At 71.6% G+C, this 26667-nt stretch carries 24 protein-coding genes and 1 riboswitch; of the genes, 12 read left to right on the forward strand and 12 right to left on the reverse strand.

The genetic code is table 11. The annotated features are described in order from the left end of the window. The 8 genes from MR1_RS20715 to MR1_RS11110 all read right to left on the reverse strand — a co-directional run. The coding region (locus MR1_RS20715; protein WP_174522532.1) for an AroM family protein at positions 1 to 147 on the reverse strand (147 nt) is incomplete at its 3' end. Next, a complete protein-coding gene (locus MR1_RS11080; RefSeq protein WP_084344548.1) occupies positions 144 to 998 on the reverse strand; it encodes an ABC transporter ATP-binding protein in 855 nt (284 codons plus the stop codon). The genes MR1_RS20715 and MR1_RS11080, both read right to left, overlap by 4 nt. Then, positions 995 to 1834 (reverse strand): ABC transporter ATP-binding protein, encoded by an 840-nt coding sequence (locus MR1_RS11085; protein ID WP_067246403.1) that lies wholly within the window; start codon positions 1832 to 1834, stop codon positions 995 to 997. Before MR1_RS11085 ends, MR1_RS11080 begins: the two co-directional genes overlap by 4 nt. 5 nt (positions 1835 to 1839) lie before the next feature. Further along, positions 1840 to 2787: a DUF1177 domain-containing protein gene (locus tag MR1_RS11090; protein WP_067246406.1), complete on the reverse strand. Its 948-nt coding sequence runs from the start codon at positions 2785 to 2787 to the stop codon at positions 1840 to 1842. A 41-nt stretch (positions 2788 to 2828) separates the two neighbouring features. After that, the gene (locus tag MR1_RS11095) at positions 2829 to 4109 is read right to left on the reverse strand and encodes a M20 family metallopeptidase (protein WP_067246409.1); all 1281 of its coding nucleotides are present in this window, start codon (positions 4107 to 4109) and stop codon (positions 2829 to 2831) included. 51 nt (positions 4110 to 4160) lie between these two features. After that, on the reverse strand, positions 4161 to 5744 hold the full coding sequence (locus MR1_RS11100) for an ABC transporter substrate-binding protein (RefSeq protein WP_067246412.1): 1584 nt from the start codon (positions 5742 to 5744) through the stop codon (positions 4161 to 4163). Between the two features lie 63 nt (positions 5745 to 5807). Beyond that, positions 5808 to 6710 (reverse strand): ABC transporter permease, encoded by a 903-nt coding sequence (locus MR1_RS11105; RefSeq protein ID WP_067246414.1) that lies wholly within the window; start codon positions 6708 to 6710, stop codon positions 5808 to 5810. Beyond that, positions 6703 to 7710, reverse strand: coding sequence for an ABC transporter permease (locus tag MR1_RS11110; protein ID WP_217996223.1), 1008 nt, complete (start codon positions 7708 to 7710; stop codon positions 6703 to 6705). The genes MR1_RS11105 and MR1_RS11110 overlap by 8 nt, the downstream gene beginning before the upstream one ends. A gap of 138 nt (positions 7711 to 7848) precedes the next feature. Here MR1_RS11110 and MR1_RS11115 point away from each other — a divergent pair, with 138 nt between their 5' ends. The 4 genes from MR1_RS11115 to MR1_RS11130 all read left to right on the forward strand — a co-directional run bounded on the left by MR1_RS11115 (position 7849) and on the right by MR1_RS11130 (position 11552). Continuing rightward, entirely contained in the window at positions 7849 to 8655 is an 807-nt protein-coding gene (locus tag MR1_RS11115; protein WP_067246419.1) for an IclR family transcriptional regulator, read from the forward strand. Further along, a complete protein-coding gene (pepE, locus tag MR1_RS11120; protein WP_067246422.1) occupies positions 8652 to 9359 on the forward strand; it encodes a dipeptidase PepE in 708 nt (235 codons plus the stop codon). Before MR1_RS11115 ends, pepE begins: the two co-directional genes overlap by 4 nt. 76 nt (positions 9360 to 9435) lie before the next feature. Beyond that, a complete protein-coding gene (locus MR1_RS11125; RefSeq protein ID WP_067246425.1) occupies positions 9436 to 10668 on the forward strand; it encodes an MFS transporter in 1233 nt (410 codons plus the stop codon). Between the two features lie 143 nt (positions 10669 to 10811). After that, positions 10812 to 11552 (forward strand): DUF6882 domain-containing protein, encoded by a 741-nt coding sequence (locus MR1_RS11130; protein ID WP_067246428.1) that lies wholly within the window; start codon positions 10812 to 10814, stop codon positions 11550 to 11552. A gap of 133 nt (positions 11553 to 11685) precedes the next feature. Here the strand turns inward: MR1_RS11130 and MR1_RS11135 are convergent, their stop codons facing one another. Continuing rightward, positions 11686 to 12159, reverse strand: a complete 474-nt coding sequence (locus tag MR1_RS11135) for a DUF4188 domain-containing protein (protein ID WP_067246431.1) — start codon at positions 12157 to 12159, stop codon at positions 11686 to 11688. Positions 12160 to 12214: 55 nt separating this feature from the next. Here MR1_RS11135 and MR1_RS11140 point away from each other — a divergent pair, with 55 nt between their 5' ends. Together MR1_RS11140 and MR1_RS11145 are read left to right on the forward strand one after the other, a co-directional pair. Beyond that, complete coding sequence (locus MR1_RS11140) at positions 12215 to 12781, forward strand: TetR/AcrR family transcriptional regulator (protein WP_157518061.1); 567 nt, start codon at positions 12215 to 12217, stop codon at positions 12779 to 12781. Between the two features lie 85 nt (positions 12782 to 12866). After that, on the forward strand, positions 12867 to 13430 hold the full coding sequence (locus tag MR1_RS11145; protein WP_169797680.1) for a phage holin family protein: 564 nt from the start codon (positions 12867 to 12869) through the stop codon (positions 13428 to 13430). A 120-nt stretch (positions 13431 to 13550) separates the two neighbouring features. Here the strand turns inward: MR1_RS11145 and MR1_RS11150 are convergent, their stop codons facing one another. From MR1_RS11150 to MR1_RS11160, 3 genes are all read right to left on the reverse strand, one after another. Beyond that, positions 13551 to 14435 carry a bifunctional methylenetetrahydrofolate dehydrogenase/methenyltetrahydrofolate cyclohydrolase gene (locus MR1_RS11150; protein WP_067246439.1) on the reverse strand — a complete coding sequence of 295 codons (885 nt, stop codon included), beginning with the start codon at positions 14433 to 14435 and terminating at the stop codon, positions 13551 to 13553. Beyond that, the gene (glyA, locus tag MR1_RS11155; protein ID WP_067246442.1) at positions 14432 to 15706 is read right to left on the reverse strand and encodes a serine hydroxymethyltransferase; all 1275 of its coding nucleotides are present in this window, start codon (positions 15704 to 15706) and stop codon (positions 14432 to 14434) included. The genes MR1_RS11150 and glyA overlap by 4 nt, the downstream gene beginning before the upstream one ends. A 67-nt stretch (positions 15707 to 15773) precedes the next feature. Continuing rightward, a riboswitch (ZMP/ZTP riboswitch) is annotated at positions 15774 to 15856 on the reverse strand. 256 nt (positions 15857 to 16112) lie between these two features. Next, the gene (locus tag MR1_RS11160) at positions 16113 to 16715 is read right to left on the reverse strand and encodes a TetR/AcrR family transcriptional regulator (RefSeq protein ID WP_067246445.1); all 603 of its coding nucleotides are present in this window, start codon (positions 16713 to 16715) and stop codon (positions 16113 to 16115) included. Between the two features lie 144 nt (positions 16716 to 16859). Here MR1_RS11160 and MR1_RS11165 point away from each other — a divergent pair, with 144 nt between their 5' ends. The 6 genes from MR1_RS11165 to MR1_RS20635 all read left to right on the forward strand — a co-directional run. Next, positions 16860 to 19307, forward strand: a complete 2448-nt coding sequence (locus MR1_RS11165; protein WP_067246448.1) for a DUF7927 domain-containing protein — start codon at positions 16860 to 16862, stop codon at positions 19305 to 19307. A gap of 80 nt (positions 19308 to 19387) precedes the next feature. Further along, positions 19388 to 20848 carry a SpaH/EbpB family LPXTG-anchored major pilin gene (locus MR1_RS11170; RefSeq protein ID WP_067246452.1) on the forward strand — a complete coding sequence of 487 codons (1461 nt, stop codon included), beginning with the start codon at positions 19388 to 19390 and terminating at the stop codon, positions 20846 to 20848. Positions 20849 to 20944: 96 nt separating this feature from the next. Next, positions 20945 to 21853 carry a class C sortase gene (locus MR1_RS11175; RefSeq protein ID WP_067246455.1) on the forward strand — a complete coding sequence of 303 codons (909 nt, stop codon included), beginning with the start codon at positions 20945 to 20947 and terminating at the stop codon, positions 21851 to 21853. A 79-nt stretch (positions 21854 to 21932) separates the two neighbouring features. Beyond that, positions 21933 to 23441: a beta-N-acetylhexosaminidase gene (locus tag MR1_RS11180; RefSeq protein WP_067246458.1), complete on the forward strand. Its 1509-nt coding sequence runs from the start codon at positions 21933 to 21935 to the stop codon at positions 23439 to 23441. Then, on the forward strand, positions 23438 to 24607 hold the full coding sequence (nagA, locus tag MR1_RS11185) for an N-acetylglucosamine-6-phosphate deacetylase (RefSeq protein ID WP_255218138.1): 1170 nt from the start codon (positions 23438 to 23440) through the stop codon (positions 24605 to 24607). The genes MR1_RS11180 and nagA overlap by 4 nt, the downstream gene beginning before the upstream one ends. Positions 24608 to 25018: 411 nt before the next feature. Continuing rightward, positions 25019 to 26667 (forward strand): sigma-70 family RNA polymerase sigma factor (locus MR1_RS20635; RefSeq protein ID WP_157518064.1); only part of this gene is annotated, 1649 nt, incomplete at its 3' end.

Here is a 26667-nt window from a genome sequence, read left to right on the forward strand (position 1 = left end):
GGGGGCGAGGGCGCCGATCGCCGCCGCGCCCAGGTCGTCCAGCGCCCCGCGCTCGATCACCTCGTGCCCCGCCAGAAGCGGCAGGATGTCGGGGGTCACGTCGACGCGCGGCGCCTGTCCGATCGTCACGAGCCCCAGCACGGTCACGACGTCGCCTCCGCCCGGAGCCCCGCCTCGATGAGCGCGCGGCGCTCGGCGCGATCCCGATACGCGTCCGGGTCGGGCACCGGGACGGCCGCGAGCAGGGCGCGGGTGTACGGGTCCTGCGGGTCCGCGAGCACCTCGGCGCAGCGCCCCGCCTCGACCACCCGGCCCTGGCTCATCACGATCACGTCGTCGGCCATGAACTCGACGACGGCGATGTCGTGGGAGATGAACAGGTAGCTCAGCCCGAGCTGGTCCTGCAGGTCCTTCATCAGGTTGAGGACCTGGGCCTGCACCGACACGTCCAGCGCCGACACCGGCTCGTCGCACACGACCAGGCGCGGCTTGAGCATGAGGGCGCGCGCGATGCCGATCCTCTGGCGCTGTCCGCCGGAGAACTCGTGGGGGTAACGATCGGCGTACGAGGCGTCGAGGCCGACGACCTCCAGCATCTCCCCGACGCGGGACGCCTCCTCACGGCGGCTCAGCCGCTCGTGCAGACGCAGCGGCTCGGCGAGGAGACGCCCGACGGTCCAACGCGGGTCGAGGGACGCGTAGGTGTCCTGGAACACGATCTGCATCTCGGAGCGCCGGCGCCGCAGCTGGTCGCGGTCGAGCGAGAGCAGGTCGGTGCCGTCGAAGCGGACGCTGCCCTCCGTCGGCTCGATGAGCCGCAGCACGCATCGGCCGGTCGTGGACTTGCCCGATCCGGACTCCCCCACGATCGCGAGCGTCGTCCCCTGCTCCAGATCGAGGTCGACCCCGTCCACGGCGCGGAACGGGGGTGCACCGCGCCGCGCCCCGCGCTGCGGGTACTCCTTGACCAGGCCTCGGACGCTCAGCAGTGCGCTCATGCGCTCCACACTCCTTCGGAGACGTAGGGCAGCCGATCCCTGCCGACGTTGCGCGACGGCATCGAGTCCAGCAGCGCCCGGGTGTACGGATGCTCGGGGGCGCGGAAGACCTGCTCGGCCTCCGCCTGCTCCACGACCTCGCCCCGCCGCATGACGACGACGCGACGGCACGCCTGCGCGACCACGCCGAGGTCGTGGGTGACGAGCAGGATCGCCGTGCCGTGGCTCTCCTGGAGGTCGAGCATGAGGTCGAGGATCTGCGACTGCGTCGTCACGTCCAGCGCGGTCGTCGGCTCGTCGGCGATGAGCAGGTCCGGCTCGCAGGACATGGCCATGGCGATCATGGCGCGCTGCCGCATTCCCCCGGAGAGGTGGTGCGGGTACGAGTCGGCGATCTGCGCGGCCCGGTGGATCCCCACCATCTCCAGGAGCTCGACGACCCGCCGGCGCGCGTCCTTCCGGTTCATGCGGAGGTGACGACGCAGCGGCTCGGCGATCTGGAAGCCGATCGTGAAGGCGGGGTTGAGGGCCGTCATCGGCTCCTGGAAGATCGTGCCGATCCGGCGCCCGCGGACCTGGCGCATCCGTCCGGCGCCGAACGCCGCCATGTCCTCGCCGTCGAACAGGATGCGTCCGCCCGTCATCTGCACGGCGCGCGTCGGCAGGAGCTGGGTGATCGACATCGCCGTGAGGCTCTTGCCGGATCCGGACTCGCCGACGATGCCGAGCGTCTCGCCGCGCGCGATGTCGAAGCTGATCCCGGAGACCGGGTAGCTCGTGCCGCGGTGCGCCTGGACGCGGACGGTGAGGTCCTCGACGCGGAGAAGGGCGGACATGGCGATCAGACCGCCACGTTCCCGAGGGTCTGCAGGTGCGCCGCGTCGCCGTAGAGCCCCACCAGGTGCGTGTACTCGGACTCGTCGTGGAAGCTGATCTGTCCGGCGCCGAAGTACTTCGCCGTCTCGACCGCGAAGCGCGCGGCGAGCTCGATGTCGACCTCGTGGCTCGCGCCGGTCGCGCACCCGGCCACCGGCACCGCGGTCGTGATCGCGACGCCGACGACGGGCGCCGACGTCGCGACGGCCGGCTGCAGGATGGAGTTCAGGTGGTGCAGCCCGTTGCCGTAGGGCGTGATGTCCTGCGTCGCCAGGGGGAACACGACCGCCGTCGCCCCGGTCACCGTCTCGACGACCCCGACGAGGTCGTCGCTGGGGCGCAGGATGTAGCCGCCGCGCACGGTCGGCGAGATCGCGATGCCGCGGTGGTTGATGGTGCGGTTGCCCTTGGTCGTGTCGATCGAGACGATCGCGTCCATCGCGGGGTCGACCTCGTGATCGTTCATCGTGCGCATGTCCACGGGAGATCCCATGAACGGCACCGGGTCGTGCGGCTCGGTCGGGGCCCAGCCGGTGACGTGCGTGGTGACGATGACGTCGCCGGGGAGTTCGTCTCCACGGGCAGACATCTGCAGAAGCTTCGCGGCGGCGGCGAGCGCCGCGGCCGCGCCGTCGCCGTCCGAGACGAAGCCGATCCGCTCGGGCCGCGCCCCGGCGCCGCCGAGTCGACCGATGATGCCGAGGGTGGGAGCGGACCCGCCCGAGATCCGGCCCGCCGCCCCCGGGATGACCACGCGGACGAAGTCAGTGGATCCGCCCTCGTCGCCGGTGATGGTCTCGACGGTGATCTCGGCGCGCTCGGCGCCCTGCGCACGCAGGTAGGCGGCGAGCGCCTCGCCGGAGGTCGACGGGGAGTCCAGCAGGTCGACGACGTCGAGCACCTGGTTCAGCATGTTTCTCTTCCTTGTCCGTTCGGTGGGTTCGTGGCGCGCGGTCAGTCGCGGACGCCGAGGTAGCGGAGGGCGGAGAGGGCGTACACCTTCGCCGCGAGGACGACGTCCGACGCGAGCGCCCGCTCGTCGAAGCCGTGGATGGTCTGGAGGTCCGCCGGCCCGTACTGGAGGACGGGGATCCCGTGGCTCCGGAACGTCCGGGCGTCGGAGGACGCCCACTGCAGCACGCCCTGGGCGTCCGGGGCGGACAGCTCGCGAAGCGCCCCCACGAGGGTCTCCACGACCGGGTCGGTCGGAACGGTCCAGTTCGGCTCGCTCATGAAGCCGAGCGGCTCGATCTCCGCCTCGATGCCCTCCTCGGCGAGGATCTCCTCCACGCGGGCACGCACCTGTGCGCGGGTGAGCCCGATCGGCACCCGGGTGTCGAACTCGATGACGCAGGTGTCCGCGACCACGTTGGTGGAGGTGCCGCCGCGGACCGTGCCGACGTTGATCGTGACGTGCTCGAACACGTCGGCGACCTCGGGCGCGTACCCCTCGCGCTGGACCGCGAAGCGCTTCGAGTCCGCGATGAGCTCGCGCACCTCCTCCGGGGCGTCCGGGGTCATGTCCCAGAGACGCTGCAGCGCGAGGATCGCCCGGGCGCCCAGGAGGTTGGCGCTCGTGCCGTGCACGGGCTGGAGGCTGCCGTGGCCAGGACGGCCGTGGATCGTCAGCCGGAACCAGTTGCTGCCCTTCTGACCGATCGTCGGGTGGTCCCGCTCGGCGGGCTCGGCGATGATCCCGCCGGTGGCGCCGTCGAGCACGCCCTGGTCGAGCAGCCAGTCCGCGCCGAGGCGCCCGCCGGTCTCCTCGTCCGGGACGGACGCCAGGGAGAGCCGCCCGCGCAGCGGGACGCCCAGGCGCTCGAAGAGCACGAACACGTGGATGAGCCCGGCGAGCCCTGCCTTCATGTCGCTGGCCCCGCGTCCGCGCAGCCATCCGTCGACCACGTCGCCGGCGAGCGGCGGGAACGACCAGCGGCTCTCGTCCCCCACCGGGACCACGTCGTGATGTCCCGCGAAGACGAGGTGCCGTTCGCCGTCCGCGCTCTCCCCGCGGTGCGCGAGGACGCTCACCCGCCCCTGACCCGCGTCGTGCAGTTCGGCGCCGATCCCGGCGCCGCGGAGGTGTCCGGCGATGACGTCGGCGATCTCCGTGCAGTCGCCCGGAGGGTTCTCGCTGGGGGTGCGGATGAGCAGTCCCGCGAGGGCGAGCAGCTCGTCCTGCGAGCGCTCCACCGCTTCGAGGACGCGCGCTTCCCAGTCGGTTGCCGTCGTCATGTCGTTCGTTCTCCTTGTGCGTCGTGTGCGGGTCAGGGGCGTGCGCCGGGCTCAGCCGGCCGACTTGCTGAGCTGGAAGAACCGGATCAGGCCGTCCGGATAGGACGTGTAGCCCTGCAGGTCCTCGCCATGCGCGACGGCGATGTTGTACTCGTAGAGGTACGCCCACGGCGTCTCCTCGTTGATGAGCTTCTGCATCTCGCCGTACTCCTGCTCGCGCACCGCGGCGTCCTGCTCCGAGGCCGCCTTCGCCCACAGCTCGTCGACGCGCGGGTTGGAGTAGTTCATGTAGTTGCTCGTGCCCTGGGAGGTCATCAGCAGGCCGAGGTGGTACCCCGGGTCGTTCACGAACGAGGTCCAGCGGCTGATGTACGACTGGACGTTCTTGCCGGCCAGCGCCTCCAGGAACTGGGCACGCGCCATGTTCGTGATGTTCATGGTCACGCCGATCTTGGCGAGCTCCGCCTGGATCAGCACGGCGTCGTCGTTCCAGTCGGAGAAGCCGGAGCCCAGGGTGAACTCGAACTCGAAGCCGTCCGGGTACCCCGCCTCCGCGAGCAGCGCCTTCGCCTTGTCGAGGTCGTAGGTCGCGGCATAGCCCTCGTCGGTGAACCCGGGCGTCGAGCTGGCGACGGACGAGCGCATGGGGCTCGCCTGCCCCTTCATGACGTCGTCGATGAGCTTGTCGTAGGGGATCGCGTAGCTGATCGCCTGGCGCACCTTCGGGTTGTCGAACGGCGCGATGGCGTTGTTCATCGCGAAGAAGAGGATCTTGTTGCTCGGGCGCGAGTCCACCACGACCCCGTCCTGCCCGTTCAGGCCTTCCAGGTCCTTCGGCGCGATCTCGAGCGCCGCGTCGACGGATCCCTTCTTCAGCAGCTGAAGGCGGTTGGAGGCGTCGCCGATGAACTTGAGGTTCACCGTGCCGAGCGCGGGAGCCTCGCCCCAGTAGTCCTCGTTGCGGGTGAGCTTGGCCGAGGTCGCCGGGTCCCAGCTGTCGATCACGTACGGGCCGGTGCCCGCCGTGTGCGTGGCGAGCCACTCGGCGCCGCCGTTCTCCTCGACGAGGTCCATGTCCAGGATCGAGAACGAGTACATCGGCAGGATCTGCAGGAACAGGTGGTTCGGGCCGGTCAGCGTGATCTCGACGGTGTGGTCGTCCTTCGCCTCGACGCCGGCGATCCCCGCCATCCCGTAGAGGAAGCTCGCCGAGGCCGAGGCCTCGATGTGCGCGAAGCTGCGGACGACATCGTCCGCGACGAGCTTCTTGCCGGACTGGAAGGTGACGTCGTCACGGAGCGTGAACGTGTACACAGTGCCGCTGTCGTCCGCCGACCATTCGGAGGCCAGCATCGGCGCGATCGTGGCCGTGTCGGAGACCTGCTTCCCGTCGACCTCCTTGGTGCCGTAGGTGACGAGCTGGTCGTAGGCGGCCACGACCAGGGTGTCGCTCGTGCCGTCGTTGGCCTCGGCGGGATCGAGGGTGTTGCCGCCCTCGGAGTAGGCGATGGTCAGGGTCTGATCGGCCCCGGCGCCGCCGGAGTCCGCGTTGGAGTTGGCGTTGGCCACGCAGCCGGCCGTCGTGAGGAGGACGGCGAGCGCGAGCGCGGCCGAGGACAGGACTCTCTTTCGCATGTGCTGTGCCTTTCGTGAAGTGTCGGGTGGACGGCGCGGGACGGGTCTCGTGGACCCGGCCCGTCACCGGGCGGAGGTCCGCAGGCGCGGATCGAGGACGTCGCGCAGACCGTCGCCGAGAAGGTTGAAGCCGAGGATGGACGAGGCGATCGCGATGCCGGGGAACACCGTCATCCACCACTCGCCCGAGATGATGTAGCCGCGCGCGTCGGAGATCATCACGCCCCACTCGGCCAGCGGAGGCTGTGCGCCGAGGCCGATGAAGCTGAGCGCCGCCGCGGTGAGGATCGCGTAGCCCATGCCGAGGGCGCACCGCACCATGATCGGGACGAGCCCGTTGGGGAGGATGTGGCGGAACAGGATGATCGCGTCCTTGAGGCCGATCGCCCGCGAGGCCTCGACGAACTCGCGCTCGCGCAGGGAGACCGTCTGGCCGTACATGATCCGGGCGAACTCCGGGATCCCCACGATGCCGACCGCGATCATCGCCGAGGCGAGGCCCGGGCCGAGAGCCACGGCCAGCGCCATCGCCAGCAGCAGCGACGGGAAGGCGAGCAGCATGTCCATGATCCGCATGAGCGTCATGCCGACCGCGCCGCGGAAGTAGCCGGCGATCGCTCCGATCGGCACGCCGACCGAGAGGGAGACCGCGATCGCGATGACGCCGGTCCACAGCGAGACCCGGGCGCCGGCCAGCACCCGCGAGAAGAGATCGCGTCCGTAGTTGTCGGTGCCGAAGAGGTGCTCCGCCGACGGCGGTGCCAGCAGCGGCCCGGCGTCGGTGAGGTTGGGCGGGTACGGAGACCACACCGCGGTGATCAGGCCGCCGAGCGTCCAGAACAGGATGATCCCCGCGCCCACCATGGCGGACGGGTTGCGCAGCAGGAGCGTCAGGGCGGTGGTCGGCCGGGTGCGCTTCGGCGCGGCCTCGAGCTGGGCGATGGCGAGGGTCGTCGTCTCAGGCATTGCGCACCTTCGGGTCAAAGATCCCCTGCGAGAGGTCTACGAGGAGGTTCACGACGAGGTAGATGATCGCCGCGACGAGGGTCATGGCCTGCACGGGCGCGTAGTCGGTGGCGTTGATCGACTCGACCACGTAACCGCCGATGCCCGGCCAGCTGAAGATGGTCTCGGTGATGACCGCCCCGCCGAGGAGCTGGCCGAGCTCCAGGCCGACGATCGTGACGACCGAGGGCGCCGCGTTCTTGAGGGCGTGGCCGCCGATGATCCGTGCCGGCCCCATGCCTTTGGCGGCGGCGGTGCGGATGTAGTCCTGGCCGAGGACCTCGAGCATGGCCGAGCGGGTCATCCGCGAGATGATCGCGACCGCGCCGACCGAGAGCACCATGGCCGGCCAGATCAGGTGCGACAGCGCGCTCGAGAGTGCCACCGTGTCGCCGGTGAGGATGCTGTCGATCACGTAGAGCCCGGTGACGTGGGTCGGCGGATTGATCGAGTCGTCGATGCGGCCGACCGGCGCCGGTGCCCACCCGAGCGTCCCGTAGAAGAACGAGATGACCAGCAGTCCGAGCCAGAACAGCGGCATGGAGGCGCCGAGGAGCGAGATCACCCGGGTGGCGTGATCGGCGAAGCGTCCGCGCTGCGTGGCGCCGAGGATCCCCAGAGGGATCCCCACGACGATGCCGATCAGGAGGGCGGCGAGTCCCAGTTCGACGGTCGCCGGGAAACGGGTGGCGAAGTCCTCCGCGACCGGGCGCCCGGTGTGCCACGCGTAGCCGAGATCCCCGTGGAGCAGACCGGTGAGGTAGTCCCAGAACTGCGTCCAGATCGGCTGGTCCAGTCCCATCTGCGCCCGCATCTTCTCGACGACGCTGTCGGCGGCGTTCTCCCCCGCGAGCGTGCGCGCCGGGTCTCCCGGGAGCACACGCGTGATGACGAAGATGCAGACCACGACGCCCAGCAGGGTGGGGATCATGGCCAGTACTCGCCGAAGTGTCGTACGCACGGCTCTCCTCGTCGTCGATCGGGTGTGGGGACCACTATCGAAGCCGCGGAGACGCGCATGCAACTCTTTCTCACTATATGAGAAGGCGGTGCGCGTGGGGCGCGGCGCCCTCTAGGCTCAGCGGGAACGGAGGGACACATGGACGAACCCGGAGACCGCGGGGCGAAGACCCCGCCGCTGCAGACCGTCGACCGGGCGCTGGCGGTGCTGCTGTCGTTCTCGGGACGACGCACGGACTGGGGCGTGACGGACCTGGCGCACGAGTTCGACCTCGACAAGTCCGCGGCGCAACGCCTGCTCAGCACCCTCGCCGCTCGTGGCTTCCTGCACGCCGACCCCGTGACCCGCCGCTACCGGCTCGGCGCGGCGCTCTGGCGGATCGCGTCCACCTGGGAGCGCCGGGGCGGGATGGCGGCCCTCGTCGAGGCGCCGCTCGCCGACCTGGCCGACGAGTCCTCGCGCACCGCGGTGTTCGGTCTCGCCGACGGCGCGTACGTGCGCTGCATCGCGGCGGTCGACGGCGGCACCTCGCCGATGCGGGACCACCCGCTCGTCGGGGAGCTGTATCCCGCCCACGCCGGAGCCACCTCGCGCGCCTACTTCGCCTTCCTGTCCGCCGGGCAGCGCCAGCAGCTCATGTACCACCGCCCGCTGGCGAAGTTCAGCGATCTCACCGCCCTGGACGCCGCGGCGATCGAGGCCGAGATGCTGGAGGTCGCGGAGCAGGGCTGGGCGTATTCCGAGGGCGAGTACGACCTCAACACGCGCGCACTCGCCGCCCCCGTCTTCGTCACCGGCCGGCCGATCGGCTCCGTCAGCATCGGCGAGCACAAGCGGGAGGATCTCGGGGACATCCGCGTGCACCTGGACGCGGTGCTCCGCACGGCCCAGCGCATCAGCCAGCTTCTGTCCCCGCACCTCCCCTCGAAGGGCTCCCCCGCATGAACCTGCTCCTGCTGTCCAACTCCACCAACGCCGGGCGCGCGTACCTCGATCACGCCTGGGACGCCGTGGAGCCCGTGCTGTCGGGGATCGACGAACTCGTCTTCGTCGGCTACGCCCTGGCCGATCTCGACACCTACACCGCCAAGGCCCGCGACGCCTTCGCCCCGCACGGCGTGCGCGTCGTCGGGGTCCACGAGGGCACCGACCCCGCCGGGACGGTCCGCGACGCCCGCGCCGTGCTCGTCGGCGGAGGCAACACCTTCCGCCTGCTCTCGCACGTCAAGCGCACCGGACTCGACCGCGCGCTGCGCGCCCATGCCGCCGCCGGACGACCGTACCTCAGCGCGAGCGCCGGGACCAACATCGCCGCGCCCTCGATCCGCACCACCAACGACATGCCGATCGTGTTCCCCGAGGGCTTCGACGCGCTGGGCCTCGTCCCGTTCCAGATCAACTGCCACTACCTGGACGCGGACCCGGACTCGACGCACGCCGGCGAGACCCGTGCCCAGCGACTGGCAGAGTACCTGGAGGAGAACGAGCGCCCGGTGGTGGCCCTGCGCGAGGGCACCTGGATCCGCGTCGCCGACGGCCGGGCCGAGATCGGCGGCACCGCCGTGGCGCCCGATCGCGGGCCCGCGCTGCTCTTCCGCCGCGGCGCGGACCCGGAGGAGCTCTCGGGGGACATCACCCCGCTCCTCTAGCGTCCCGCCCGCAGGAGCGGCGCAGACTCGGCTCGCGTTCGCACAGCCCGAACGCGAGGCGTGCAAGGATGATCGGATGCCGATGATCCGCGGGTTCGCGGCCCTCCAGGACCGCAACTTCCGATGGTTCTTCCTCGCCAGGGCGATCACGCTGATCACCGGGTCGATGTCGTCGATCGCCCTGGCGTTCGCCGTGCTGCAGATCGACAACGACGCCGGGTCGCTCTCGATCGTGCTCGCGGCGTTCACGGTCAGCAACATCGTGTTCGTGCTCTTCGGCGGGGTCGTCGCCGACCGGCTGCCGCGGGCCCTCATCATCCAGGGCTGCTACGTCGTCGACATCCTCACGGTCGGCGCGATGGCCGCGCTCCTGTTCTCCGGCACGGCGACGGTGCCGCTGCTGGCCGTGCTCGCCGCGGTCAACGGCGCGTCCACGGCGTTCGTGCTCCCCGCGATGCAGGGACTCATCCCTCAGCTCACGACGCCGGCGCACCTGCAGCAGGCGAACGCGATGCTGTCGTTCGTCCGGTCCGCGGTGACCATCGGCGGTCCGGTGATCGCGGGGATCCTCGTCGCGACCGCCGGGCCGGCGTGGGCGATGGTGGTGCAGGCCGCCGGCTGGCTCGTCGCCATCCCCGTGCTGGCCCTCGTCCGGCTTCCGCCGCCCGCCCACGCCGGCGGGTCGACCCTCTTCCACGACCTCCGCACGGGATGGAGCGAGTTCCGCCGGCACACCTGGCTGTGGACGGTGGTGCTGGCGTTCATGGTGATCAACGGGATCCACGCCGGCGCCTGGGGCGTGGTGGGGCCCTACATCGCCAAGAACGAGCCGATGCTCGGGATCGCCGGCTGGGGCTGGGTCGTCAGCGCCGAGGGAGTGGGCGTCCTGCTGATGACGCTGATCCTGCTGTGGGCGCCGCTGCGCCGACCGCTGCGCTGGGGGATGATCGGGATCTCCGCGTTCGCCCTCCCCCTCGCCCTGCTCGGGCTGCACCCCGCGGTGGGCCTGCTGGTGGTGGCGACGTTCCTCGCGGGAATCGGGAACGAGGTGTTCAGCACCGGCTGGAACCTGGCGATGATGGAGAACATCCCCGCCGACAGGCTCTCACGCGTCTCCAGCTACGACATGCTCGGCAGCTTCGTGGTCATGCCGGTGGGCACGCTGGTCTACGGGTGGCTGATCACCCGTGCCGATCCGGTGACCGTGCTCGTGTGGTCGGCCGTTCTCTACGCGGCGATCGCCCTGGGGACCCTGCTCGTCCCGAGCGTCTGGCGCATGGGCCGCCCCGCCGAGGCCCTCGCGAGGTGATCCCCCTCGTCGCGCCGAGACCCCCTTCCCTCGCCGGTACCCCCTCTGCCGCGCGCTAGGCAGAGGGGGTCTCGGCGAGCAGAGGGGGTTTCGGGACAAGGTGCCCCTGGCGTATTCATAGCTCCGAGGACAACACTGGAGCCATGAGCTTCGACGCCCTCGCCCCTCTCGCCGACCGCGCCGCCCTGTTCGTCGCCCTCCGCCAGGACGCCCTCGTCGCCGCGACCGACGCGCTGGGCGAGAACCGCTGGGACGCCGACCTCGCCGCCGGGACCCTGACGTTCACCGCGAACGCGGACCCGTCCCGTCAGCTCGTGACCCGGGCGCACCTGATCGCCACGATCGCGCCCGGTCCGCGCTCGCTGATGTGGGCGTGGGCGCACCCGCAGGGGGACGCCGCAGGTCCGTCCTCGGCCCTGCGCGACTACGGCACGACGCACGGCGTCTCCGCTCTGAGCGGCCCCGAGCTCGCGTTCCCCGCCGACACCGGCGCGGACATCGACGCCTGGATCGACGCGGCCGCCCACGAGGTCGGCGCGGTGGCGGTGGAGATCAGCGGCCGCTCGCCGTACTACTCGGCACCGGTCGGCGGCGGCACCCGCGCGGTGTTCCTCCTCGACGCCCCGATCGCTCCGCTGACGGTGGCGGATGCCGTGATCGCCCTCCCGCGCGTCCTCTCCACGGTCTCCCCCTCGGATCCCCGCACGTCCGTCTGGGATCTGGCGCGACTGGCGGGCTGGAACCTGCAGTGGACGGACGAGGCCTACTCGGGCGCGGTCGTCAGCGACGCGACGGGATCGGCCACGTTCCGCTTCGACGAGCAGGCTCGGATCGCCGGCATCGAGAGCGCGCTGGGCGGCGCCGCCGCGCAGAGCCCCGCCTAGGCGACCCGCGCGCCGTCGTCGTCCCTGCCACCGCCGGAACGCGCGAACATCGCGTGAAACGCGCCACCCCTCGCCCACCGCGTGACGCCCGGGATGCCACCAGGAGTACGCGGGACGGTTGCGTGCGACGGGATCAGCGTCCGAGGCGCTGACGGGCGGTGTTGCGCCCGGCGGTGACCTTCGTGTGCCGGGTCGCGGCCGCCAGCCCGAACGCGGGCATGTCCACGTACACCGTCTCCAGATCGGCGACCGGCACCTGGTACGTCTCGTGCCACACGCCCACGCTCCCCGAGCCCGCCGCCGTGCGCATGAACTCCCGCCAGGCGGCGAGGTGCGGCGCATCCCGATCCGCCGCGAAGCGCTGGAGGTGCTCCGGGCTCTCCCAGTACGACACGAGGATCGTCGTCCGCCCCAGCCACTGATGCCCGCCGAGCATCCCCGCCTCGGGGCGAGCGGCCAGGTGACGCAGCATGGGCCCCATCCGGCTCGCCGTGCGCAGCACCCTCGGAAGATCCCACCATCGGTTCGCCCGCATCCCGATGAGGAAGACCGTGATGTCCTCACGGTCCGGCGCGGCGGTGAACCGGCCGGTGTGCACCTGCGTCATTCCCGACTCCTTCCGTAACGTTGTTATAAAACGACGTTACGATACGATGGACCTCATGGCAAGACCATCCACACACGACACCGCGCTGCGGGGCCGTCTCCTGGAGGAGGCCGCGGAGCTCGTCGACAAGGAGGGTCCGGAACGCGTGTCGCTCCGGGAGATCGCCCGCGCCGCCGGAACGTCGACCTCCGCGGTGTACGCGCTGTTCGGGGGGAAGACCGAGCTGCTCGCCGCCGTGGTCGAGGACGCGTTCGCCTCGTTCGGCCGCGCCCAGGAGGAGGCGGAGCCGGAGGGCCTGCGCGCGCTCGGGGTCGCCTATCGCGCGTGGGCCCTGCGGCACCCGGCGCGCTACCGCCTCATGTTCGGCGGCGCCCTCGCCGCCGCGCACGAGGGCGTCGACCCCGCGGTCTCCCTCGGCGCGCTCCTCCCCCTCGCGCGTACGCTCCTCGGCACCGCGACCCCGTCCCCGGAGGCCGACCTCCGCGCGACGATCGCCGTGTGGGCGCAGGTCCACGGAGCCGTGAGCCTGGAGCTCGCCGGGATCACCCCGCACCACGTCTCCCCCGACGCGGTCTACGAGGCGGTCCTCGACGGGATCGCCGCCGCCCACCCCGGTCGCTGACGCATCGCACGAGGCCGTTCGCGGAACGGGACGGGTTCCCTGATCACGCCGCGTGTGCCACGCTGGGCGGATGAGGAAATGGGTCGTGCGCATCGCCTCCCTGTACGTCTTCACCGTCGTCGTCCTGCTGGTGATCGGGTGGCTCATGCCCACCGTCTCGGTCGGATGGCACGCGTTGTGGGCCGGAGTCGTGCTCACCGCCGCCGCCCTCGCGGTCAAGCCGCTGCTGACCCGTGTGTTCCGCAACGCCGCGGCGCGATCCTCCGGCACGCGCTCCCGCGCCGGGGAGAAGGCCGTGCAGTACGCCCTCGTCTTCGCGGTGGAGCTGATCGTCTGGATCCTCACCGTCTGGTTCAGCGGTGTGCACGTGCGCGGGTGGTTCTGGGGCTACGTCCTGCCGCCGCTGATCCTGCTCATCGCCTGGGTCGTGTACGACGCCATCGACGACCGCGTCGAGGCGAAGGCGGGCGAGCTGTACGACGCCGCGGGCGCACGCCTGGGCCGCGGAGGGACGTCAGGCCCCCAGGCGAACGCACCGACGCAGGCCCCGCCGTCGGCCGCCGACCAGGCCGCACGGACGCAGGGTCGCGCGGAGCTCGACGACGGACTCACCCCCGAGCAGCGACGGATGCTCGACGAGCTCGGCTGATCCGCGCGCGGGCAGCGCTCCGAAAGCCCTTCGACGGGCTCAGAGACCATCGAAGCCGGTCACTGAGCCCGTCGAAGCGATGTCCGCGCCGCCACGTGGTCCGCGCGCGACGGCGCCGACTCACGCGTCGAGCGTGCGCTCCGCCGCCTCCACCACGTTCGTCATCAGCAGCGCCACGGTCATCGGACCGACGCCGCCCGGGTTCGGCGAGATCCAGCCCGCCACCTCCGCGACGTCGGGGGCGACATCCCCGAACACCCGGTCCTTCCCCGTCTCCGGGTCCCGTTCGCGGGTGACGCCCACGTCGAGCACGGCCGCTCCGGGCTTGACGTCCTCGGCCCGGATCAGATGCTTGACGCCCGCGGCGGCCACGATGACGTCGGCCTCGCGCAGGTAGCGCGGCATGTCGACCGTGCCGGTGTGCGTGAGCGTGACCGTCGCGTTGAGCTCGCGCCGGGTGAGCAGCAGCCCGATCGAACGCCCGATCGTGACCCCGCGCCCGACGACGACGACGTGCTTGCCCTTCAGGTCATAGTCGTTGCGCAACAGCAGCTCGATCACGCCCCGCGGCGTGCATGGGAGCGGCGTGTGGATCGGGCCGTTGACGTTCAGCACGAGCCGCCCGAGGTTGGTCGGGTGCAGTCCGTCGGCGTCCTTCTCCGGATCGATCCGCTCCAGGATCGCGTCGGTGTCCAGGTGCTTCGGCAGCGGCAGCTGCACGATGTACCCGTGGCACGCCGGGTCCGCGTTGAGCTCGTCGATCAGCGCCTCGACCTCGGCCTGGGTCGCGTCCGCGGGAAGCTCGCGCTGGATCGAGTTCATCCCGACCGCCTCGGACTGGCGGTGCTTCATGCCGACGTAGAGCTGGGACGCGGGGTCGGCGCCGACGAGGACCGTCGCGATCCCCGGGGTGACGCCCTTCGCCTTCAGCGCGGCGACGCGCTCGGTCAGCTCGGCCTTGATGGCGGCGGACGCCGCCTTGCCGTCGAGGACCCTCGCGGTCACTGCTGCAGGTCCGGGTAGAGCGGGAAGGCCGATGCCAGCGCGTCGACACGGGCTCGCAGCGCATCCAGGTCGGCACCGGGCTGCAGAGCCCGGGCGATGACGTCGGCGACCTCGGTGAACTCGGCGTCGCCGAAACCGCGGGTGGCGAGCGCCGGGGTGCCGATGCGCAGGCCCGACGTGACCATCGGCGGACGCGGGTCGTTCGGCACGGCGTTGCGGTTGACGGTGATGTGGATCTCGTGGAGCAGGTCCTCGGCCTGCTTGCCGTCGATCTCGGCATCGCGCAGGTCGACGAGCACGAGGTGCACGTCCGTGCCCCCCGAGCGCACGGAGATGCCGGCATCCTTCACGTCCTGCTGCGAGAGGCGGTCGGCGATGATCGCCGCACCGCGCAGCACGCGCTCCTGGCGCTCCTTGAACTCCGGGGTGCCGGCGATCTTGAACGCGGTCGCCTTGGCGGCGATCACGTGCATGAGCGGGCCGCCCTGCTGGCCGGGGAAGACGGCCGAGTTGATCTTCTTCGCGATGTCGGCGTCGTTGGTGAGGATGAATCCCGAGCGGGGACCGCCGATCGTCTTGTGCACGGTCGACGAGACGACGTGGGCGTGCGGCACCGGGTTCGGGTGCAGGCCGGCGGCGACGAGACCGGCGAAGTGCGCCATGTCGACCCAGAGGAGGGCCCCGACCTCGTCGGCGATCGCGCGGAACGCGGCGAAGTCGAGGGTGCGGGGGTAGGCCGACCAACCGGCGATGATGACCTTCGGCTTGTGCTCGATGGCGAGGCGCCGCACCTCGTCCATGTCGATGGTCGAGGTCTCGGGGTTCACGCCGTAGGCGATGATGTCGTACAGCCGGCCCGAGAAGTTGATCTTCATGCCGTGGGTCAGGTGGCCGCCCTGGTCGAGCGAGAGGCCGAGCAGGGTGTCGCCGGGGCGGGCGATGGCGTGCAGCACGGCCGCGTTCGCGGTGGCGCCCGAGTGCGGCTGGACGTTGGCGAACTCGGCGCCGAACAGTGCCTTGGCACGGGCGATCGCGAGCTCCTCGGCGACGTCGACCTCCTCGCAGCCGCCGTAGTAGCGACGGCCCGGATAGCCCTCGGCGTACTTGTTGGTCAGCACCGAGCCCTGCGACTGCAGCACCGAGACGGGCACGAAGTTCTCGGACGCGATCATCTCGAGGAAGGTCTGCTGACGCTTCAGCTCGCGGTCCAGGACCTCGGCGATCTCGGGATCGACCTCGGAAAGGGGGGCGTTGAAGGACGAGTCGGTCATGGCGTTCTCCTTTGATGACGGATCGGTCGGTTGGTGAGCGCCCGCGGGAGCGGACGTGTCGGAACACCTCATCGGCCCAGGCGCGCGGTCGAATCCGTAACGGTCGCTCCCCGGTGGTGCCCCACCCAGACGCCAGTCGCGACGCTCACGAGCATAGCGGAACGCCCCGAGTCCGCCGCCCGTCTGCCCACACCGTGCGGACGGAGGCGCCCCCTCCCCCGATCTGCACATGTTGCCCCGATCTGCACACCAACCGGCGCCCAACCATGTGCAAATCGGGACCCGATGTGCAGATCGGGGCACTATGCGGATCAGCACCGGCTGTGCAGATCGGGCGTCGGCCACTCGCCGGTCGCCGCCCTGTCCGATCGAGAGCGCCACCTGCTTCGCGGCTCCCCGGGAAGGGTCATCGCTCGGACGCGCCCGGTACTTTCCTCAATGCCTCGATGAGGCGTGCGAGCGTGTCGACCGCGAGGGACATCGCGTCGTCCGTCTCCGTCGTCGCGGCGAAGGTGATGGCTCCCAGCGTCAAGGAGGGCAGAAGGTCGGAGACCGCCGTGCTCCCCAACCCCGCTCGCGCGAGGATCGTCTGCAGGAGCGGCGTGATCCGCGCCATGCCGCGGAGCATGGCCGGACGCGTGAGCGGATCCATCGACGCAAGCAGCATCGGCTCGATCCGCCGTTCCACGAGGAACTCCGGCGCGGGCGGGGAGTACCACGCCGTGATCAATAGCCGCGCGGTCTCGCGGGGATCGTCGATGCGGTCCGGGAGCCCCGCCACGACTTCCGCCGCCGTCCGGTAACGCTCCTCCTCCGCGAACTCGACCGCTGCGAGGTACAGCTCCGACTGCGTCCGGTAGATGTGGTTGGCCGATCCGACCGGGATCCCTGCCGCGGTCGCCACCCGGCGATGCGTGACGGCACCGGGCCCCTCCGTGCGCAACAGGGTGCCGGCCGCCTCCGCCATGGCCTGCCGGCGTTCGTCGAAGGTTCGGGTGTCGCGGGGCATCGGATTCTCCTCGGATCGGGGGAAGAAGGGGAGAGAGTCGGCACGGGAAGGCTACCATCCTTCAGTATATACTCAGGTATATACGCTAGTATCGGTGTTGTTCGCGAAACCCGCGGCCGTCCCACCCGAACTGAGGACTCTCCGATGCCCCTTGCTCCGAAGGCCCTGATCACCGCCGTCTCCGCGGCGGCGATCTCCGCCCTCGGTCTGGGCATCGCCGCGCCGTCCCCCACGGCGGAGGACAGTCCTCGGCTCAGCGGCCAGAACGGGGCGGAGTCCCCCAGCCCCGCCCCGTTCATCGGACAGTGCACGATCGGCGAACTCCCCAGCCCGGACAACCGCAATCGCCGCGTCGTGGACAACAACGTCGCCGTGTACGCGGGTTCCGACCTGATCCTGACGGGCAACCGGGCCGAGGTCGAGGGACTCGTCGTCGTCGGTCGGGACCTGCACGTGGCGCCCGAGCGCGCTCGCCGGATCGACCTCGGCGTCGTCGGGGTCGGCTCGAACGTCGCCCCCGGCGGCGGGCACCCCGCCCTCGCCGTCGGGGGCGACCTCAGCGTCACCGCGCGCAGCACCCTCGGCGTCGCCGGCGGCCCCGTCCGGGTCGGGGGCGCGCTGAGCCCCGCGTTCCCGAGCTCCGCCTACGACTTCCGCTCCGGCGTCCAGGACGAGATGGGATCCGCCGCGACCGCCGCCTGGGCCTCCTACGGCGATCTGCTGCGCCGCACCTCCGCGGAGTACGCGCAGCTGCCGACGACGGGAAGGATCATGTACGGAGCGAACTTCGAGGGCACCGGTGCCGCCCGCGAGGTGTTCTCCCTGAGCGCGGACCAACTGCCGCGGTCGATCGCCTTCAGCGACATCGCCGACGACGCGACGGTCATCGTGAACGTCCACGGCGCCACGGCGAACTGGGCTCCCTACCAGTTCAGCGAGGACGGCGCCCGCGTGGACGTCGTCGGCCAGGGCGTCAGCGGCTTCGGCCGCGTCGCGCAGCGCACGATCTGGAACTTCGTCGACGCCACCCAGGTGACCCTCGGCGGCAGCTCGGAGATCCTCGGGAGCATCCTGGTCCCCGGCGTCGGCGCGGACCCCTCCCGCCCCACCGTCGACGTCACGGCCAGCACCAACGGGCGCCTGCTCACCAACGGCACTCTGCGCCTCGCCGGAGAGGGCGCCGAGCACCACAACTATCCGTTCGTCGAGGAGCCGTTCGAGTGCAACCCCGATCCGGAGCCGCCCGTCGATCCGGAGCCGCCGACAGCCCCGGATCCGGCGACCTCCACCGTACTGACGCTGCGCAAGGACGTGATCACGCGAGCCGACGCCGCCGACCAGTTCCGCCTCGCGCTCGCCCCCGCGCACGACGCGGAGCGTCCCGTCGCCGAAGCGACGACCTCCGGCGACCGTCCGGGGAGGCAGCAGGCGCAGGCGGGCGCCGTCCCGGTCGCTCCCGGCGAGGAGTACACCCTGACCGAAGCGGGCACCGGCTCCCGCGGCCTCGACGCCTATGACGCGACCTGGCTCTGCCGGGACGAGGACACCGGCGAGACGCTGGCGGAGGGCGACGGATCGGCCTTCACGCTGACCGTCCCGGAGCAACAGCCGGGCACCGACCGCGCCCTCGAGTGCGTGTTCACGAACTCGCCGCGTCCCGACGTGGCCGTCACGAAGACGGTGGCCCCCGACAGCGGCACGGCCGTGGTGCCCGGACAGCGCGTGGAGTACGCGCTGCACTTCCACAACCCCGCCGGTGTGCCCGTCGACGTGGGCCACACCGACCTGCTCTCGGACGTCCTCGACGACGCGATCCTGGTGCCGGACTCGATCCGCGCGGACGCGCCGCTCGTCGCTGAGCTCGATCGGGACCGCCTCCGCGTCTCCGGCAGGCTCCCCGCCGCGGCGAACGCCGACGTGCACTACAGCGTGACGGTGAAGGACGCCGATGCTCTCGGCGACCGAGTGCTCCGCAACCTCGTCATCCGGACGGGGACGGAGACGCCGGACTGCGAGGACGCCCTCGCCTGCACCGAGAACCCGGTGGAGGTCCCGGCGTGGACCGTGTCCAAGACGGCCGATCCGACTGCCGGCGGCGAGGTCTTCCCCGGCGACGCCGTCGACTACACGGTGACGGCCACGGGTGTGCGCGGAATCGTCCCCGACGCGCGTCTCACCGACGACCTGTCGGACGTGCTGGCGTCGGCCGGATTCGTCGCCGGATCCGCGACCCTCACGATCGGCGACGCCGCGCCGCTCCGGGTCGCGGACCCCGCGGACGGCGTGCTCGCCACCGCCGCGTTCCCCCTGTCGGCCGGGCAGGAGGCCGTGCTCCGCTACCGCGTGATCGTGCACGAGGACGCCTGGGCCCGGACGCTGCGCAACGTCGCCTGGGGGCACAGCTCCACCCCGCCCGACACCTGCACCCCTGAGGCCCCCTGCGAGACCATCCACCACACGCCGGCCCGTGCGCCGGAGCTTCCGCAGACCGGCGGCACCGGAACCGCAGCGTTCACGGTGGCGGGCCTGGTGCTGCTGACGGTGCTGGCCGGGATCATCCTGGCCCGCCGCGCGGGCCGACACCGCGGCTGAACGCCGCCCCTCAAGCCCGCCCGGGCGCAGATGCGCCCGGGCGTACCACCACCGCACACGCCCGACGAAAGCGAGAACCCATGACCACCCCGTTCCGCCGACGAGCCGCCGCCGTCGCGGCCGCCGTGCTCGGCCTCACGCTCGGCAGCGCCGCGCTGGCGCCCGCCGCCCACGCCGCGCACGTCGTCGACATCGACCCCGGCGCGACCGCCACGCTGAACGTCCACAAGTTCGTCCAGCCCGAGCAGTCCGGCGCCCGGGCGGACGGCCGCCCGCACGACACCTCCGGCCTCACTCCGCTCGCCGGCGTCGACTTCACCGTGCAGAAGGTCTCCGGCATCGACCTCACCACGAACGAGGGCTGGCAGGACGCCGCCGCGCTCACCCCGGATGAGGCCGCCTCACGCGCGGAGCAGCCGGGCACCGTGAAGACCACCGACGCCGCCGGTGACGCGATCTTCTCCGGGCTTGCGCTCGGGCTGTACCTCGTCTCCGAGACCAGCGCCCCGGCCGGCGTGACGATGGGCAAGCCGTTCCTGGTGACGCTGCCGCTGACGGATCCGGAGAACCGCGATTCATGGATGTACGACGTGCATGTCTACCCGAAGAACGCCGTCACCGGCGGTGAGAAGACCGTGCGCGACTCCGAGGCGGTCGTGGCCGGCGACGACGTCGTCTTCACGATCCTCGGCGACATCCCGAACGTCAACGTCATCGACGGCTACCGGATCGCCGACACGCTCGACCCGCGTCTGGACTACGTCCGCACCGAGGTCACGCTGACCAACGACGCGCCGCTGCGCGAGCGCATCCACTACACCGTCTCCTTCACGGAGGACACGAACACCGTGGTGATCGAGTTCACCGAGACCGGGCGCATGGTCATCGCGGCCTCCGCCGGCTCCGCCCAGGTCCAGGCCGTCATCACGACACGCGCGAACAGCACCGGCGTGATCGCCAACGAGGCCGTCATCTACCCGAACGAGGCCTCGTTCGACATCGAGCCCGGCGAGCCCGGCGGCCCGGTCGTCACCCCGCCGGTCGAGACCAACTGGGGCGCACTCGTCATCGAGAAGGTGGACGCGGACAACACCGCCACGATGCTGGAGGGCGCCGTCTTCCAGGTGTTCCTTTCCGAGGCGGACGCCCGCTCGGGGAACAACCCGCTGGAGATCGACGGGCAGGCCGAGTTCACCACCGGCGCCGACGGACGCGCGGTCATCCGCGGCCTGCGCTACTCCGACTTCGTCGACGGTCGTCAGCTCCAGCCCGGCGACGCCGACTGGCGCTCCTACTGGATCGCCGAGACTCAGGCCCCGAAGGGATACGAGCTGCTGGCCGAGCCGGTGAAGGTCGACGTCACCAGCGACGACCCGGAGCGCATCACCGTGACCGTGGAGAACGTCCCGCACAACGGCGGGTTCCTGCTCCCGCAGACCGGTCTCGCCGGCACCGCGGGCGTGCTCGGCGCCGGAGCCGTGCTCCTGGGCGCCGTGATCGTGCTCGCCGTGATCCGCCGTCGCGCGACCCGCGAGGCGTGATGCCCGGCCGACGGTCCCGCGGCGTCCTCCCTCCGCCGCGGAACCGTCGGCCGCGTTCTGTTCTCCTCTCCGCGACACCGACGTGAAGGATCCCGTATGCCCACCGCCCGTGCGCGCCGCTTCTCGGCGATCAACCTGCTGATCCTCCTCGGCGGGCTCGCGGCGACGGGCCTGCTGCTGTATCCGACGGCCGCCGACTGGTTCTCCGACCTCCAGCACGCCCAGGCCAACGCGCAGTACACCCAGCACCTCGCGGCCGCGCCCGATGAGACCCGTGCCTCCCTGCTCGCCGACGCGGATGCCTACAACGCCGCGCTCCCCACCGGGCGCGTGCGTGATCCCTACAGCACCGCGAGCACCGCGCCGGGGCTGGATCCCGCCGAGTACTTCCGGCAGCTCGATGTCGGGGCCGCGGGCGTGGTCGCGCGGGTCCGCTACGAACGCCTGGGCGTCGATCTTCCCGTCTCCCTCGGCACGGATCAGGACGTGCTGCGCAAGGGCGTCGGACATCTCTTCGGCAGCAGTCTCCCGGTCGGCGGAGCGGGGACGCACAGCGTGCTGACCGCGCACTCCGGGGCGCCGTACGCGGCCCTGTTCGACCCGATCCACGCTGCCCGGGTCGGGGACATCATCACCGTCGACGTCGCGGGGCGCCACCTTCAGTACCGCGTCACGGGGACCCAGACGGTCCGGCCCGACGACACCCGCTCGCTCCGCGTGGAGGACGGGCAGGACCTCCTGACGCTGCTCACCTGCACGCCGATCGGCGTGGGTTCGCATCGCCTCCTCGTGCACGCGGAACGCATCGTCGCGGCCGAGCCCACCCGGACGTCCTCCGGGACGGTGCCCGCCGGATCGGAGCCCCGCCCGTGGGAGACGCTGATCGGCGCGTGGTGGATCCCCGCCTTCCTCGCTGCGGGAGCGATCCTCTGGGCGCTCGTCCCGCCGCTGCCCCGGCGGCGGCCCCGTACGGGCGACGGTCCGGCCTCAGCGGCCGGACGGTGACGCGACCGGGGCCGGACGACGCTTCGGTGCAGGACATCGATGCTCGCTTCCGCGGGCCTGCCCGGGGTAGGTTTTGTTCATGGTCTTGCCTGATCCGCTGCCCCTGGTCCCCTACCCGTCCGTCGTCCAGCGAGGAGAAGGCGTCGTGGCCTTCGATCCCGCCCGCATCACCGGTGATGCCGCGGCGGCGGAGATGCTGCGCGCTGACCTGCATGCGCACACCGACCTCGCCCCTGGCCGCGGCGAGATCGCCGGCGATGTCGTCCTCGCGATCGACCCCGCGGTGTCGTCGCCGGAGGGTTACGTCCTGTCGGTGACCGACGGCGTCCGAGTCATCGGACACGACGCCGCGGGCCTGTTCTACGGGACGCGCACCCTGCTCCAGCTGCTGCAGGAGACAGGTGAGGGCTGGGTCGTCCCGGTCGTCGAGATCGAGGACGCCCCGCGCTTCGGCTACCGCGGCGTGATGCTGGACGTCGCCCGCCACTTCTTCGGCGTCGAGGACGTCGAGCGCTACATCGACCGGGCCGTCGCCCTGAAGTACAACGCGCTGCATCTGCACCTCACCGACGATCAGGGCTGGCGCATTCACATCGACTCCTGGCCGCTGCTGACCGAGCGGGCGGCCTCGACGTCGGCGGGCGGGGACCCGGGCGGCTTCTACACGAAGGACGACTACCGCCGGATCGTCGAGTACGCCGCGGCACGGCACATGATCGTCGTGCCGGAGATCGACCTGCCCGGACACACGCACGCGATCGGCGTCGCCTATCCCGAGCTCGTCGAGGCCCCCGTGATGAACGACGGCCTGCTCGCCGACTCGGAGCGGCTCGGCCAGCCCCTGCCCGTCGCGGGCGAGCCGTACCTCGGCTGGGGAGTCGGGCACTCCTCGGTCCGCATCCGCGAGGAGCGGACCTACGGCTTCGTGCGCGACGTCCTCACGGAGCTCGCCGAGATCACGCCCGGCCCGTATCTGCACATCGGCGGAGACGAGTCCCTCGGCACCTCCGCGGAGGACTTCGCGTACTTCGTCGAGCGGGCCACCGCCCTCGTCGTGGAGACCGGGAAGACCCCGGTCGCCTGGCACGAGGTCGGTGCCGCCGACCGCATCGCCGAGGGCACGGTCGGTCAGTACTGGGGGAACACCACTCCGCGCGGGACGCATGCGGAGGAGGCGGCGCACTTCGTCGAGCGCGGCGGCGCGCTGATCATGTCGCCGTCCAACGTGACCTATCTCGACATGAAGTACGCCCCCGACTTCCCCCTCGGACTCGACTGGGCCGGACTCATCGACCTGCGGACGGCCTACTCGTGGGAGCCCACCGCGGTCGTCCCGGGCATCCCCGACACCGGTGTCCTCGGGGTGGAGGCGCCGCTGTGGACCGAGACGGTGCGGACCATCGAGGACGCGGACCGACTGGTCTTCCCGCGCGTCTCCGCGATCGCGGAGATCGCCTGGTCGGCCTCGGACGGGACCGAGCGGACGTGGGAGTCGTTCCGCGACCGTGTGGCCGGGCTGGCCGCCGGCTGGGCCGCGAGCGGGATCGGATACCACGCGACGGAGGAGATCGAATGGCCGGCGGCGTGACCGAGAGCTCGATCGCCGGCTCGCTCGTCATCCACGGGGCCCGCCTGGTCTCGGGCGGGTCGATCACCGAGGACGCCTGGGTCCGGTTCGACGACGGACGGGTGACGGCGCTCGGCGCCGGCACGGACTGGACACCCGCGGGCCGGGTCGTCGACGCCGCCGAGACGGCGGGACCGGGCGCCCTCCTCGTCCCGGGCTTCGTCGACATCCACGGCCACGGCGGCGGCGGCGCGGCGTTCGACGACGGCGCCGACGCCATCCGCACCGCACGCGCCGTCCATCGCGCTCACGGGACCACCCGCGCGGTCGTCTCCCTCGTCACCGCCACGCTCGACGAGCTCGCCGAACGCGCAGCGGCGATCGCGGACCTGATGGAGGAGGAGCCGGATCTGCTCGGATCCCACCTCGAGGGGCCGTTCCTGGACCCGGGGCACAAGGGCGCGCACTCCCCGGACCTGCTGCGCGAGCCCGAGGCCGCCGACGTCGAACGTCTGCTGGCAGCCGGGCGCGGCACGATCCGTCAGGTCACGATCGCCCCCGAGCTTCCGGGAGGACTCGAGGCGATCCGCCGCATCGTCGCCGGCGGCGCCGCCGCTGCCGTCGGCCACACCGATGCCGACGACGACACCATGCGGGCGGCGTTCGACGCGGGTGCCACGATCCTGACCCACGCCTTCAACGCCATGCGCCCGGTCCACCACCGCGAGCCCGGTCCCGTGCTGACGGCGGCAGCCGATCCGCGCGTGGTCCTCGAGGCGATCGCGGACAACATCCACCTGCACCCGCATGTCATCAAGCTCGTGTTCGACGAGGCGCCCGGACGGGTCGCCCTGGTGACCGACGCCATGGCCGCGGCCGGTTCCGCGGACGGGGACTACATGCTCGGTGCCCTGCATGTGACCGTGCGGGACGGCGTGGCTCGCGTCGACAGCGGCTCGATCGCCGGCTCCACCCTCACTCAGGACGTCGCGCTGCGACGCGCGGTCGAGGCGGGCGTGCCGCTGACGGAGGCCATCCGCGCCCTGACCGAGACGCCGGCCCGTGCGATCGGCGTCGGTCACGCGCTCGGTGCGCTCGCGCCGGGCCTCATCGCCGACGCCGTCATCCTGACGTCCGATCTCGACGTCGCGCGGGTGTGGACCGGCGGTCCGATCGCGCGCGGATGATCCGGCTCCGCGGAGGAGGGAGCGGGGAGGTCGCCGCCCCCAGTGCGGCGACCTCCTTCTCCCCCTGTGCAGAGAAGGGGGCTCGGGAACTCCTCCCCCGAGGCTCCCGAGCCCGCCTGACCGGCGGATTTCCCCGCCGCCGGCTGCCGTGCGTCTCCGCCCCCCGGTGGGGACGCAGGCTGTCTCTGACCAATGAGATGCGCGTTCCTCGGATTCATTACGCGGGTTCTGAGATTTTTCTCCACGAGTTTTTTCGAGCACCGGGGCACCCTCGACGGGACCGCAGGAAATCCGCACCGTGCACTGGCCCTTCTCAGGCTGAGGGTGAAGAATGGGGAGTCCGCGTGATGGAACGAGGGTTCGCGTGTCTCTTCCTGTGAGAGCGCACCCATCCGACGTGAGAAACACTCCATGACCGACCAGAACCACACTCCTCCGGCCCGCCCCGAGGGCGCCGACGCGCCCAGCGACGCGGACCTCATCCTCCGTACCCGCTCGGGCGACGCCGACGCCTACGCGGAGCTGTGGCGACGCCACCACCGATCCGGGATCGCGGTCGCGCATTCGATCACGTCGGCCTTCGACGCCGACGACCTGGTCCAGGAGTCCTTCGCCCGCATCTTCCAGACCATCCGCAAGGGCGGAGGACCCACGGGGTCCTTCCGCGCCTACCTGTTCACCAGCATCCGCAACACCGCGGCGAACTGGGGGCGCGCCAAGCGGGAGTCGGCGATCGACGAGCTCGACCGGGTCCCCGATCCGAGCACCACGGACCAGGCCGCCAGCGATGCGCTCGACCGCAGCCTCACCGCTCAGGCGTTCCGCAGCCTTCCCACCCGCTGGCAGGAAGTGCTCTGGTACTCCGAGATCGAGCAGATGAAGCCCGCGGAGATCGCCCCGCTGCTGGGCATGTCCGCCGGCGCGACCTCGCAGCTCGCGTTCCGCGCCCGCGAGGGCCTGCGCGAGGCCTGGATCCAGGCGCACCTGCGCTCGGCGGAGCCGGGCTCGGCCTGCGAGTGGACGATCGAGCGCCTCGGTGCGTACTCGCGCGGCAACCTGGGCACACGGGATCGCCGAAAGCTGGAGCTCCACCTCGACGAGTGCGCGCGCTGCATGATCGTCGCCGCCGAAGCGAAGGACGTCTCGCACCGGCTCGCGCTCGTCCTCCTGCCGCTCGTGCTCGGCGTATCCGGTGCCGGGGCGTACCTCGCGACGCTGCAGAACGGCTCCGCCCCGCTGACCGCTCTTGCGGCCATGCCGTCCGGCGTCGTCGAAGGCGCAGTCGTGGCCGGCTCGACCGCAGTCGGCGCCGCTGCCAGCGGAAGCGGCGCGGGTGCCGGAGGAACTGGGGGCACCGGAGTAACTGGGGGAACCGGAGGAACGGGCAGTGGCGCCGGAGGAACGGGCGGTGGCGCCGGAGGAGCCGGAGGCGGTGCTGGTGGAGCCGGTTCCGGCGGCGGCGTGGTCTCCGGGCTCGGCGCGCTGGTCGGCGTGGGCTCGGCGGCACTCGTGGTGGCCGGAGCCATCGTGGCCTCGGCCGTCGTCCCCGCGCTGGTGGCCGATCCCAGCTCCACATCCCAGCCCTCTGCCGGTCAGCAGGGGACGGCCGGGATCGTGGCCGAGGTCGGCCCCGACGACCCCTCCGCCACGAACACGAAGTCGATCGTGGTGGAGCCGACGCCGTCTCCGGACCGGCCGCACGATCGGATCCGCCCGACGGACCCACCCTTCCTGCGCCCGACGCTGCCGCTCCCCGTCCCGACCGGACCGACCCCCGCGCCCAATCCGGCGCCTCCGGTGCCACAGCCCTCCGAACCACCGGTGGACCCGTCGCCCGAACCCACCGAGCCCGAGCCGACGCCGACGCCGACACCTGAGCCCACGCCGACACCGACGCCTGAGCCAACGCCGACGCCGACGCCGACGCCGACGCCGACGCCTGAGCCGACCCCGACGCCCACACCCACGCCGACCCCTGAGCCGACGCCCACACCCGAGCCGACCCCGACGCCGACGCCTGAGCCGACCCCGACGCCGACGCCGACGCCGACGCCTGAGCC

The sequence above is a fragment of the Microbacterium resistens NBRC 103078 genome (genome assembly GCF_001552355.1).
Classification (GTDB): Bacteria; Actinomycetota; Actinomycetes; order Actinomycetales; family Microbacteriaceae; genus Microbacterium; species Microbacterium resistens.